Annotated in this window: 9 protein-coding genes; 5 read left to right on the top strand and 4 right to left on the bottom strand. The window is 56.6% G+C overall.

Annotated elements, in window-relative coordinates; genetic code table 11:
- Positions 1-130 precede the first annotated feature (130 nt).
- Entirely contained in the window at positions 131-1,624 is a 1,494-nt protein-coding gene (locus ACEYDX_RS05135; protein WP_373740949.1) for a DUF1266 domain-containing protein, read from the top strand.
- Between the two features lie 76 nt (positions 1,625-1,700).
- On the opposite strand, the gene ACEYDX_RS05130 is transcribed toward ACEYDX_RS05135, so the two are convergent.
- Together ACEYDX_RS05130 and murJ are read right to left on the bottom strand one after the other, a co-directional pair.
- Positions 1,701-3,560, bottom strand: a complete 1,860-nt coding sequence (locus tag ACEYDX_RS05130) for a ribonuclease catalytic domain-containing protein (protein WP_373740948.1) — start codon at positions 3,558-3,560, stop codon at positions 1,701-1,703.
- Between the two features lie 94 nt (positions 3,561-3,654).
- Positions 3,655-5,193, bottom strand: coding sequence for a murein biosynthesis integral membrane protein MurJ (murJ, locus tag ACEYDX_RS05125; RefSeq protein WP_373740977.1), 1,539 nt, complete (start codon positions 5,191-5,193; stop codon positions 3,655-3,657).
- Between the two features lie 466 nt (positions 5,194-5,659).
- On the opposite strand from murJ, the gene trpC reads away from it, so the two are divergent.
- The gene (gene trpC / locus ACEYDX_RS05120; RefSeq protein WP_373740976.1) at positions 5,660-6,442 is read left to right on the top strand and encodes an indole-3-glycerol phosphate synthase TrpC; all 783 of its coding nucleotides are present in this window, start codon (positions 5,660-5,662) and stop codon (positions 6,440-6,442) included.
- Between the two features lie 82 nt (positions 6,443-6,524).
- Complete coding sequence (locus ACEYDX_RS05115) at positions 6,525-6,722, top strand: hypothetical protein (RefSeq protein WP_373740947.1); 198 nt, start codon at positions 6,525-6,527, stop codon at positions 6,720-6,722.
- An 85-nt stretch (positions 6,723-6,807) separates the two neighbouring features.
- On the opposite strand, the gene amgK is transcribed toward ACEYDX_RS05115, so the two are convergent.
- The gene (amgK, locus tag ACEYDX_RS05110; RefSeq protein ID WP_373740946.1) at positions 6,808-7,812 is read right to left on the bottom strand and encodes an N-acetylmuramate/N-acetylglucosamine kinase AmgK; all 1,005 of its coding nucleotides are present in this window, start codon (positions 7,810-7,812) and stop codon (positions 6,808-6,810) included.
- 77 nt (positions 7,813-7,889) lie between these two features.
- On the opposite strand from amgK, the gene ACEYDX_RS05105 reads away from it, so the two are divergent.
- Positions 7,890-10,295 carry an LPS-assembly protein LptD gene (locus tag ACEYDX_RS05105; RefSeq protein ID WP_373740945.1) on the top strand — a complete coding sequence of 802 codons (2,406 nt, stop codon included), beginning with the start codon at positions 7,890-7,892 and terminating at the stop codon, positions 10,293-10,295.
- Entirely contained in the window at positions 10,292-11,209 is a 918-nt protein-coding gene (locus ACEYDX_RS05100; protein WP_373740944.1) for a peptidylprolyl isomerase, read from the top strand. Before ACEYDX_RS05105 ends, ACEYDX_RS05100 begins: the two co-directional genes overlap by 4 nt.
- A gap of 361 nt (positions 11,210-11,570) precedes the next feature.
- Here ACEYDX_RS05100 and coaD read toward each other — a convergent pair whose 3' ends face one another.
- Positions 11,571-12,086: a pantetheine-phosphate adenylyltransferase gene (coaD, locus tag ACEYDX_RS05095; RefSeq protein ID WP_373740975.1), complete on the bottom strand. Its 516-nt coding sequence runs from the start codon at positions 12,084-12,086 to the stop codon at positions 11,571-11,573.
- Positions 12,087-12,236: the final 150 nt, after the last annotated feature.

The raw sequence follows: 12,236 nt of genomic DNA, 5'->3' as shown, positions 1-12,236 counted from the left end.
CGTTTTTTATTTTCAGACTTTGCCGTTCGTTCCTTTTTCAGACGGCCTGTCAAAAAATTTCCCTGTCTTGGCGGCAAACCGCTCAAAATATCCTGATTCAATACGTAAAAACACGGAACGAAAGAAGACAATGGATTTGAGCTTTGTGCCCGAAAACGCTTATCAGGCCTTGTTCAGAGCATCGGATGCCGACTGCGTGCTGTTGGCGGAAAAGGTGGCGGCGCACCGTTTTTTCAGTGCCGTTCAAACTTATCATCCCGACCATACCGGTACGCTGCGTGAAGGGTTATACGGCGGGTACGGCATTGAAGATGCGGAAAGTCTGACCGGTGTGCTGCGTGATTTCGACCGCAGGCGCGAATCGGCGGGGGTGTTGCTGTATATCCTGCATGGCCTGTATTCGGAACACGGTGGTGCATTTGAGGATGCTGCCCGTAATTTGCTGGTTGAGGGTGTTGAGGAAGGCCGTCTGAAAGAGGCGTTTGATTATTTCGGTTTGGATACTGCCCAAACTTTCGAATGGGATGCGGCGCAATTTTACAGCCGTGCGGCCGACATGTTGTCCCAACCCGATTTTCTGACGCATTACGCCGCGCTTTGCCGAGATGCCGCGGATTTTTACGCGCTGTGTCCGCAATCGGGCATCTGCGGTTACGATTACGCCCGTATTTTCCAGATACTCGGCAGCGGGCTGGCCGCCGGACTGCTCGACGAAGCCCGTTATGCCGAACTTGTGGCGCAATACGGTGCAACGGTGCAGCGTTTGTTTAAGGGGTGGGACGAATATCTGGCAAGCTGCATCATCGGTGCGGCGTTTGAACACACCGGCAGCGGCGGTTTTAAGGCGCAGGCCGTGCAGGAGCAGGTCAATGCGCTCTATACCCTGCTGACTTCGCCGTATCACGTTTTGCGCGAAAGCGGCATTTGGGCGCGGGACATCGGTGTTCAGACGGCCCGCATCGTTACCGTTGCCGCCCGATATGCCGATGTCGGAGCGCACGGGCAGTTGTGGCAGAATATGCACGATATGCTCGATGCCTGCCGTCAAAACAGCGAACGGAACGGTTTTCATGCCGATACCGTCCAAACCGCGCTCGATATTTACTATTCTGCGTTTCTGCGCACGCTCAACCGCTACCGTGCCGACCATTTGGTTGCCCCCGACGGAGGCGGCCTGCTTGTGCCGCACGGTCAGTTGCCGCAACCTCAGCCCGACCCGCTTTATGCGGCGGCCGAGCGTTTTATGGCGAAAATGAAACTGCAACGTCAGTCCGACGAATTTCCGATTATGGCCGACAATGAAGCCGAGGGCGGGCGTTACCTGCTGACCAACAAAGCCGTTTACAGCTACTGCGGCGGCCTGTTCCGCAAAAAGCTGCACCGCATCCTTTGGAAGGATGCCGTTTTCGATGCTTCCGTCAGCCGCATGGGACACATCCGCGTTACCGTCGGCGGCGGAGTCTACATCGACATCGAACTGGCCGCTTATGAGAAACTGTCCGGCAAGCACAACGGCAACGACGACGAAGCCAACCAAAAAACCTTCCGAGCCGAACTTGCCGCCCTGCGCGAAGCCTTTGCCAACCTGCGTGATGAACTTGTGCGGCGGGAAGTTGCGGCATAAGTCGGATTGAAGGCCGTCTGAAAAACAGGGCCGTCTGAAACAATTTTTCAGACGGCCCCGCTGTTTTCAGACGGCATCAGCTTTGCGGCATGGCTGTTTTGGCATAATGCAGCGCGGCAAACTGTTTTTCCGTATCGATTTCCGCCACATTCAGCAGAATCCGCGTTTTCGGCAGGGTGTCGAACGGAATGCCGGTGGCTCGGGTAACGAGCGGCAGGCCGTCGATGCGTACCAAATCTTCTTTCAAGAGCGTGGCGGCCAGCTCTTTCAACCCCTGCTGTTTGATGTACACCAGACTCCAGTAGGTTTCCATTTGGCGTTGGAAATCGGCGTAGGCGGTGTAGGCGGTGTCGAAATCGCGCAGGGCGGCAAACAGGTCGGCATCGTTTTTTTCATAACGGGGCAGGCCGTCTGAAATCAGGCTCAGAAGCTGCTTTTGGTTGATGTAGTCCGACGCGCGGCGCAGCGGGGAAGTAAACCAGCCGTAGTGCGCCACGCCCATGCCGGCATGCGGTTCGGATTTGGTGCTCATGCGCACTTTGCCCAGCGCGGGCTGTACGCGGAACAGGCCGGGCAGCCCGTTTTCATGGAGCATTTCCGCCCACGTGCTGTTGGCGAGAATCATCATTTCGCTCACGAGCGTATCGATGGGCGAACCGCGTTCGCGACGGGATACCGACACTTGGCCGTCTGAATCCACTTCGATGCCGTAATCGTATTGCGGGGGGCGGTTTTCTTCGTATTTGCCGCGCGCTTTTTGCAGGGCAACGGCAAAACGGTGCAGCCAGATTAAATCCTGATGGTGGGCGAACATGGCTTCGCCTTCCGCATCCAGCCCCGTTTCGGTGTTGAAATGCGGCTCGATGGCCTGGATGCGCAGGTTTTCGGCGATGTTGACGGCTTCCACCCTGCTCACGGGTTTGCCGACGTTGAAATCCGCATCAACATCGAAATAGATGCTCACGGCAGGACGGAAGCCGCCTGCGTCCAGACTGAACGCGGCAATCCAATTGTCCGGCAACATGGTGATTTTGCCGTCGGGGAAATAGGCCGTGCTTTGACGGCCGAAGATGGTTTGTTCGATTGCGCTGCCGTTTTCCGCCGCCAACGCGGGCGCGGCAATGTGGATGCCGACGCGTTTCGCGCCGCCGCCCAAATCGGTTACGCTCAAAGCATCGTCCACTTCGGTGGTGGCATCGTCGTCAATCGAAAACGCCGAAACGTCGGCGCGGGGCAGCTCGGGCAGCAGCGGCACGGGAATATCGGGAAAGCCCGTACCCTGCGGATAATGCTTCATCTCGAAACCGTCGCGCAGGTATTGCGGCAAATTTTTCACGCCGCCGGTTTTCTTCGCCAAATCATAAGGCTGCATTTTCAACGCATCGGCGGCTTTGGCAAAAGCCTTGAATGTGAGCGACTGTTTGTCGGGCGCGTGCAGGATGGATTTCAGGTCGGCAGCGATTTCAGACGGCATCTCCCCGCGCTGAAGAGCCTGCGACCATGCTTCAATCTGCGCATCCTGCTGCTTTTTGCGTTCGATGGCGGCCAATGCCTGCCTGAGCGTTTCTTCCGGCGCGGCCTTGAACACGCCTTTGGCTTTTTTGTGGAAATACATCGGCGCGGCGTAGAGTGCGATAAAAGTGGCCGCCAGCTCCGTTTGGGTAGGGGCCTGGCCGAAATACTCTTCGGCGATGGCCTCGGCGGTGAATTCGTCTTCCCCGCATACCTCCCACAGCAAATCGGTGTCGATTTCTTCCGCAACGGCTTGGGCACGGTTCAAAAAAACGTCCATCGGTTCGGTAAATTCAACGAATACATTGTTCGCCTTCACCTTCGTGCGTTTCCCGTGCTGCGTATCGGCCTGATAAGTGGCGTCGTTTTTCTGAACGACCGAGGCCACTTTGAACTGGCCGGATTCTTCGTAAAAAATATTCATGGTTTCAAGCGGTTTGATAATGGACGTGATTTTATCAGGAAACAGGTAAGGCCGTCTGAAAACTGTTTTTCAGACGGCCTTGATATGTTCGGCATTACCGCTCCATCCGTTTGAAATCGCGCGGGCGGAAGCCGAGGGCGGCCAAGGCGGTAAAGTAGAGGACGATGCCCAGTGTAATCAGTGCGCCGAGTTCGGCGGCTTTGTACCAGCCGGAAACGTTTTGCCATGCAAAGGGCAGGAAGTTCAGTGCCGCCCACAGGCCGCCGCCCATGACGGTCAGGGCAACCGTGAGTTTGAGCAGGAATACGCGCCAGCCTTTGCCGGGGCGGTAAAGGCCTTGTTTGCGCAGCAGGGTGTAGAGCAGCGCGGCGTTGAGGCAGGCTCCCAGGCCGATGGCGAGGGCGAGGCCGGCGTGTTTGAGCGGGCCGATGAAGGCGAGGTTGAGCAGTTGCGTGCAGATCAGGGTGAAGACGGCGACTTTCATCGGTGTTTTCACATCTTGGTGGGAGTAAAAACCGGGGGCGAGGATTTTGACCATAATCATGCCGATCAGGCTGACGGAATAGGCAATCAGCGCCTGCTGGGTCATGAGCACGTCGTGCATGGTGAATTTTGCCGACATGAACAGCGTGGCCAGAAGCGGCAGCGACAATACGGCCAAACCGACGGCGGCGGGCAGCGCGAGCAGCATGGTCAGGCGCAGTCCCCAGTCGAGCAGGGCGGAAAATTCTTCGGGATTGCCGCCGGACGCGTGTTTCGTCAATGTGGGCAGCAGGATGGTGCCGAGCGCAACGCCGAGTACGCCGGCGGGCAGCTCCATCAGGCGGTCGGCGTAATACATCCATGTCACGCTGCCGGTTTGCAGAAACGAGGCGAAAACCGTGTTGATGACTAGGGAAATCTGCGCCACGCTCACGCCTAAAATCGCAGGTGCCATCTGTTTCAATACGCGGTTGACTGCGGCATCGCGGAAATTGAGTTTGGGCATTTTCAGAAAACCCTGTTTCGCCAGCCAGGGCAGTTGGAATGCGAGCTGCAATATGCCGCCGACGAATACCGCCCATGCCAGCGCCATGATAGGCGGGTCGAAATAGGGGACAAACCACAGCGAAAACACGATAAAGGCGATGTTCAGCAGCGTGGGCGTAAACGCGGGAATGGCGAATTTATGGTAGGTGTTGAGAATCGAGCCGACAAAAGAAGACAGGGAAATCAACAGGATATAGGGAAAAGTAATCCGCAGCAGGTCAACCGACAGCGCGAATTTGTCGGGTTTTGCCGCAAAACCGGGCGCGGTCAGGTGGATAATCCACGGCGCGGCCAAAATGCCCAATGCGGTAACGACGGTCAGCGCAAACGTGAGCATACCGGCCACATGCTGTGCGAACGCTTGTGTGGCTTCGGGCGTTTTATTGGTTTTATATTCGGCCAGAATCGGCACGAACGCCTGAGAAAACGCACCTTCGGCAAAAATCCGCCGCAGCAGGTTGGGCAGCTTGAAGGCCACGAAAAACGCATCCGTGGCGTCGCCCGCGCCGAAAATGCGGGCAATAATCGAATCGCGCACGAAACCGAGTACGCGCGACACCATGGTCAGGCTGCCGAGTTTCGCCAATGCGCCTAATAAATTCATAATCTGTTTTTTCTGTTTGGTTTTCGGAACAAGGCCGTCTGAAAGGTTTTCAGACGGCCTTCGGTTGCCAAAGGCAACGCATTGTACTCCATCGTTGCGCGGCTGTGCCAATGTGTTCTTCCGCAGGGCGGGAAGGTGCGGATGCGCCGTTTTGATGCGGCGGCAAGTTCGTGCGCCTGAACACGGCCGTAATTCGGCGGTGCCGGTACAGCGTGCAATGTACGGCGTGGCGGCGGCTTCAGGGAACAGTCGGGAAGATTCCTTTATTTATCAGGAATGCGCAACCGTTTTGCCTGCCCCGACAGGCCGTCTGAAACGTTTCAGACGGCCTGTATCCACCGATTGATGATAAGATACGTTTCAACTGCTCAGGCCGTCTGAAATGCCGCAACCGCAGACGGAATACGTCCCGCAGGTTTGCCGCAAGCTCAGAGGCCGTCTGAAACCCCCGTTCCGAAAGCCCGCCATGACCGACATTCTCAACAAAATCCTGGCCACCAAAGCCGAAGAAGTGGCTGCACAAAAAGCACAGATTTCCCCCGAAACCATGCAGCGGCTCGCAGCCGAAGCCGCCCCGGCGCGCGGTTTTCTCCAAGCCGTACACGCCAAACACGCGCAGCAACTGCCCGCCGTGATTGCCGAAGTCAAAAAAGCCAGCCCCAGCAAAGGCTTGATCCGCGCCGATTTCAACCCCGCCGAAATCGCGCGCGCGTATGAACGCGCAGGTGCCGCGTGTTTGTCGGTGCTGACCGACGAACCGTATTTCCAAGGTTCGCCCGAATACCTGAAACAGGCCAGAGCCGCCGTTTCCCTGCCCGTTTTGCGCAAAGACTTCATCATCGACGACTATCAGGTTTACCAGGCCCGCGCATGGGGCGCCGACGCCGTCCTGCTCATCGCCGCCGCACTCGAAGCGGAACAGCTCAAACGTTTCGAACAAACCGCCCACGCCTTGGGCATGACCGTTTTGCTCGAACTGCACGACGCGTCCGAACTCGAAAAATGCCGTAACCTCACCACCCCGCTCGTCGGCGTCAACAACCGCAACCTGCGCACTTTTGAAGTTTCCCTGAACCAAACCCTCGATCTGCTGCCGCAACTGACGGGAAAAACCGTCGTTGCCGAAAGCGGCATCCGCAGTAAAGCCGATGTCGATTTCATGCAAAACCACGGCGTGCATACGTTTCTGATCGGCGAAACGTTTATGCGCGCGGACGATATTGAAGCGGAAGTGAAAAAGCTGTTTTGAAGGGCTGCGGAAGAGACAAAGGCCGTCTGAAAAAGTTTTCAGACGGCCTTTATTGTGATTCCTGTACTAAGGTATTTAGGCTATGTTAGGACATTATGTTGATACTTTATTTTTCGTTATTCCTGCGCAGGCGGGAGTTTGGCTTGGTGATTGTCAAAAAAATACCGGATTTCAAACATGGATTCCCGCCTGCGCGGGAATAACGGAAGTTGGAGAAATCAATCTTGCCGGTTACTCCTCAATACACGACCCATCAATTATGAATAGTGAATTCTGCTAATCAATGCTCGGGAACTGCTCAACTTTTTTCAGACGGCCTTAAATTCGGATAAATCTTGAAGGCCGTCTGAAAACCACTTCGGCCTTTAAAACGTAAACCCTGTTTCCAATTCGTCGTCTCCCACCAACTCCACCAGCAGCGTGTAGAGCGGTGCCAAATCGACGTAGCGGCGGGAGGTGCGGCGGAGGTAGTTTAGGAAGCGGGGGATTTCGGGGCGGTATTTGTCTTTGCCGTCGCGGTAGTAGAGGCGGGCGAAAATGCCGGCGACTTTCAGATGGCGTTGTACGCCCATCCATTCGAACCAGCGGTAGAATTCGTCGAACTGTTCGGGTACGGGCAGGCCGGCTGCGCGGGCTTTTTCCCAGTAGCGGACGACCAAGTCCAATACGAATTCTTCTTCCCACTCTATAAATGCGTCGCGCAGGAGCGAGACCAAATCGTAGGAAATCGGGCCGTAGAGTGCGTCTTGGAAGTCGAGTACGCCGGGGCGGCCTTGTTGGAGCATCAGGTTGCGGACGATGTAGTCGCGGTGGACGTATACCTGCGGTTGGGCGAGCAGGGGCGGGAGCAGGGTGTCGGTTACTTGCTGCCAGAGTTGTTTTTGTTTGAAGTTGAACGGTTTGCCGAGTTCTTTGGCGGCGAACCATTCGGGGAAGAGGTTGATTTCGCGCAGCATGGTCTCGCGGTCGTATTCGGGCAGGTCGCCTGCTTTGCCTGATTTTTGCAGCGTAACGAGTTCGTCGATGGCTTCGAGCAGCAGGGCTTTGTGGGCGGCTTCGCCGGTTTCCTGCTGCATGGCGGCGAGATAGGTGGTGCTGCCGAGGTCGTTGAGTGCCATGAAACCCTGTTTTTCGTCAACGTGGAGCACCTGCGGTACGTTAACCGTGTGAAAAAGTTTTTGTACTTTAAGATAAGGCGCGACGCTCATTTTGTCGGGCGGGGCGTCCATGCAGACGACGGTGCGGCCGTCTGAAAAGGTGGCGCGGAAGTAACGGCGGAAGTCTGCGTCGGCAGCGGCGAAGGAAAGTTCGAAATTTTCTTCTGGGTAAACGGTGCGTAACCAGTTGTTCAGTTCGTTTTGTCGTTGCATGGCGTTTTGCGGTTTTTGAGTTTATCAGGTTAAAATAAACGGTATTCTAACTGGCAAATCCGATTTAAGGGACAACTTTGGCTCGTTTATTTTCATTAAAACCGCTGGCGGCTGCGTTGGCGATGGGCTGTGCCGCGACGGCCGCTCAGGCTGCGCCTGCCGAACAGGGGCCGTCTGAAAAGTCGGAGGCGTCGGCGGCGGATTATGTGGCGATACCCAAGGCCGCGCCGTCGGACGTGCTGTCGCTGGGAAGCACTTGTCTGAGCTGTTCGCCCGAAAAACTGAAGGAACACGCTGCCGCAGTGTCCGTGCCGGAAATCCGCCGCAGCGGCGGGGAGGCGCTGCCTGCCGACTATACGCGTCTGACCGCCGATTCGGTGGCCGGGCAGACCAATGTGGGCGTGGGCGCGGAAGGCGACGTGATCGTCGAGCGCAACGACGAAGTGCTCAATGCACAATGGGTGAAATACGACCAGCCTGCCGAGAAGATTACGGCGGGCGATAAGTTTGTGCTGCACCAAAACGGTTCGACCGTGGCCGGCGACACCATCGAGTACAATCTCGTCGACAGCACGGGCGTTACCCATAATGCGCGGGTGGAGGCGGAACGGGACGGACGCCGTCTGCAAAGCGTGAGCGAAACCGCCGAGATGCAGGGCAAAGGCCGCTATAAGCTGATTAACACCAAATTCAATACCTGTTCGCCCGGTGATGCGAGCTGGTATATCAAAGCCCGCAGCATCGAAGCCGATCAGAACAAAGGCATCGGCGTGGCCAAAGGTGCGTCGCTGGTGTTCGGCGGTGTGCCGGTGCTCTATACGCCGTGGGCCGATTTTCCGCTCAACGGCAACCGCAAAAGCGGCTTTCTCGTGCCCACCGTCGGCACCGGTTCAGACGGCCTTGAGTTGGCCACGCCTTATTATCTGAACCTTGCGCCCAATTACGATGCCACCGTTACGCCCGGCGTTATCAGCGGACGCGGTGCGCACATCGGCGGCGAATTCCGTTATTTGCAGCCGAAATATGCGGGTAAGGTCGAAGGCCGCTGGATGCCGGACGATAAGAAAAGCGTCCACAACAACCGCAATCAGGTCAAATTCGAACATTCCCATCAAATTACCGACAAAATCAGCGGCGGCATCGATTTCAACCGTGTTTCCGATGACGACTATTACCGCGATTTCTACGGCCGCGACGACATCGCAGGCAATGTCAACCTCAACCGCCAAGCATGGCTCAATTACAGCGACAAGCTGTGGGGCGGTGCGTTTAACGGCAATCTGACCGCGCAGAAATACCAAACGCTTGCCAATTCCGTCGGCTATAAAGACGAACCCTATGCGCTGATGCCGCGTTTGTCGGGCCGTTGGGAAAAAAGCATCGGTGATGCCGACATTGAAGTCAACGGTCAGTTTACCCGTTTCGAACACGATGAAAAGCAGTCGGGCAACCGTTTGGTGCTGTATCCCAATGCCACTTGGAATTTTCACAACCAATGGGGCTATTTCCGTCCCCGTGTCGGCCTGCACACCACCCATTACGACCTCGACGGTTTCGGCGGTCTGCCGAGCCGCAGCGTCAGCCGTGTGCTGCCGATGGCCAGCATCGATACCGGCATGACCTTCGAGCGCGATGCCTCGCTGTTCGGCAGCGAATACCGCCAAACTCTTGAGCCGCGCCTGTTCTACAACTATATCCCCACCAAAGCGCAAAACGACCTGCCCAATTTCGATTCTTCGGAAAACAGTTTCTCTTACGAACAGCTTTTCCGTGAAAACCTGTATTCGGGCAACGACCGCATCAATTCGTCGAACAGTATTTCCGCCGCCGTCCAAACCCGTCTGCTCGACCCCGAAAACGGCAGCGAACTCGTGCGTGCGGGTGTCGGCCAGAAGTTCTACATTAAAAAAGACAGCGTGTTGCTCGACGGCAGCGTAGGCGAATATGAACGCAACCGTTCCGACTGGGTGGCGTTTGCGCGCGGCAAAGTCAGCGGCAGCGTGTATGCCGATGCCGACATCCATTACAACCAAAACCAAAGCCGTGCCGAAAGCTATTCGGCAGGCATCGTGTACAACCCTGAACCGGGCAAGACATTGAGCGCGCGCTACAAATACGGCCGCAACGAAAAAACCTACCTGCAGGACAACGGCAGCTACCACTACGACCGTTTGAGCCAGATTGACCTCGGCGCGCAATGGCCGCTGCGCAAAAACCTCTACGCCGTCGCCCGTTACAATTACGATTTGCAGGCCAAAAAACCGCTCGAAATCCTAGGCGGGCTGGAATACAAGAGCGGCTGCGGCTGCTGGAGCGCCAGCGTTGTCGGCCAGCATTACGTTACCGGACTCAACAGCAGCAAAAACGCCGTATTCTTCAACCTCCAGCTCAAAGACTTGAGCAATATCGGTAACAATCCCTTTGAAAAACTACGCTTGGCCATTCCGGGCTACAGCAAAACCAACGAGGTAGTCAAACCGTGAATTACAAAACCCTGATTCTCGCCGCTGCCGCGGCAGCCGCCCTGCATACCGCACAGGCCGCCGACATCAAACCTGCCGACAGCATCGCAGCCGTCGTCGACAACGAAGTCATTACCCAGCGTCAGCTCAACCAAGCCGTTGCCGCCGCCCGTAAAAACGCCAAAGGCATCGGCGAAGCAGATTTGCGCAAACAGGTGCTCAGCCAGCTGGTTACCCGTTCGCTGATGCTTCAGGCCGGCAAACGCCGCAACATCGGTGCGACCGAAGCCGAAATCGATGCGGCGGTCGGCAAGGGCGCAAGCAAAGCGCAGCGCCGTAATGCCGCAAATGCCATCATCGTGGAAAAAGTCCGCCAGCAGGCCGTGATGCAGAATGCCCGCGTCAGCGATGCGGAGGTGGACGGCCTGATTGCCCGCGCCAAACAACAGGGCGTGGCTCTGCCCCAAGGAGAACCCGTGCGCCAATACCGCGCCCAACACATCCTGATTAAGGCCGAAGAAAAAGATGCCAAAACCGGCGGCGTTTCCAGTTTTGCCGCGGCAGAGAGCAGCATCCGCAAACTTCAGTCGCAGGCGCGTAAAAAAGGTGCGGACTTCGCTGCACTCGCCCGCCAGTACTCGCAGGACGGCAGCGCCCAGCAGGGCGGCGATTTGGGCTGGTTCGGCGACGGTACGATGGTGCCCGAATTCGAAGATGCCGTGAAAAAACTCAAGCCCGGCCAAATCAGCCCGCCCGTGCGTACCCAGTTCGGCTGGCATCTGATTAAGCTGGTGGACGTTCGCGAAGCAGGCACGCCCGAAGAGCGCCAACGCAATGCGGTGCGCCAGTACATTGCCCAGCAGAAAGCCCAGCAGGCCGGCAACAGCCTGATGCAGCAGTTGCAGGCAGGTTCGCATATCGAAATCCGCCAGTAACCGCAGAACGTGCGGATAACTTAACAGGCCGTCTGAAAATTTTCAGACGGCCTGTGTTTTAAGAAGAGTTGTAATCGTGCGTTGATTTGCCTGGCTGAGGTTGGATTTCTTTCATTCCCTCGCAGGCGGGAATCTATATTTGGAATCCGGTATTTTTTTAACCGGCACTTGTGCATACCAAAGCCGGATTCCCGTCTGCGTGGGAATGACGAAAAACCAAGTATCAACACCAATATCCAAACACAGCCATTGATGCAGGGATGCCGCCATATCCTGCCGAATATAGGGCAAGCCGTACCGGGATGCGGGGATGTTGCGGTTTCCGCACGGATGCGGCTTCCAATCAGTTTTTCCAGTCGGTTTAAATGCCGCTGTTTTCGTAATCCTTCAGGATTTTTTCGTACACCGCGTCGGGCAGGTAGCGACGTATCATGTCGCGCCAACCTTCGGGGCCGATTAAGCCTTTGACCATGGTGGACGAAACTTCGGCGATTTCGCGCGGGGGCATCAGGAAAACGGTGGTGATTTCGGATGCCAGATCGCTGTTGATGTAGCGCATCGCGCGCTCGTATTCGTAGTCGGCGGCGGTGCGGATGCCGCGGATGATGAAGCGTGCGCCGATGTCGCGGGCGTATTGCACGAGAAAGCGGTTTTCAAACACGGTGATTTTGACGTTGGGGAAATCGCGGGTAACGGCCTTGAGCATGTCGCAGCGTTCGCTGATGCTGTAGCTGCTGCGTTTGTCGGGATTGATGCCGATGGCGACGATGAGTTCGTCGAACACGGCCTGCGCTTCGCGGATCATCCAAAGGTGGCCGTTGGTGGGTGGGTCGAAGCTGCCGGCATACACGGCGCGGCGGGTGGTGTCGGTGTTCATGGCGCGGGTTTCAGAATCGGGAAAACGGCAGGATAACGGTGCGGGCGGCGGATGTAAACCCGCAGCCTGCATACGGGGCTGTACATGGACACAGGCCGTCTGAAAATATTTTTCAGACGGCCTGTCTGCCTGAACGGAACCGTTTGGCAA

It is taken from the genome of Neisseria sp. (assembly GCF_041804105.1).
In the GTDB taxonomy this organism is placed as follows: domain Bacteria; phylum Pseudomonadota; class Gammaproteobacteria; order Burkholderiales; family Neisseriaceae; genus Neisseria.
Note: the sequence above shows the minus strand (reverse complement) of the source record. Positions and strands in the feature narration are given on the sequence as shown.

Excerpts from the sequence above, each read along its gene's own strand:
- ACEYDX_RS05135 (WP_373740949.1), top strand. The coding sequence starts at position 131 with ATGGATTTGAGCTTTGTGCCCGAAAACGCTTATCAGGCCTTGTTCAGA.
- ACEYDX_RS05130 (WP_373740948.1), bottom strand. The coding sequence starts at position 3,560 with ATGAATATTTTTTACGAAGAATCCGGCCAGTTCAAAGTGGCCTCGGTC.
- murJ (WP_373740977.1), bottom strand. The coding sequence starts at position 5,193 with ATGAATTTATTAGGCGCATTGGCGAAACTCGGCAGCCTGACCATGGTG.
- trpC (WP_373740976.1), top strand. The coding sequence starts at position 5,660 with ATGACCGACATTCTCAACAAAATCCTGGCCACCAAAGCCGAAGAAGTG.
- ACEYDX_RS05115 (WP_373740947.1), top strand. The coding sequence starts at position 6,525 with ATGTTAGGACATTATGTTGATACTTTATTTTTCGTTATTCCTGCGCAG.
- amgK (WP_373740946.1), bottom strand. The coding sequence starts at position 7,812 with ATGCAACGACAAAACGAACTGAACAACTGGTTACGCACCGTTTACCCA.
- coaD (WP_373740975.1), bottom strand. The coding sequence starts at position 12,086 with ATGAACACCGACACCACCCGCCGCGCCGTGTATGCCGGCAGCTTCGAC.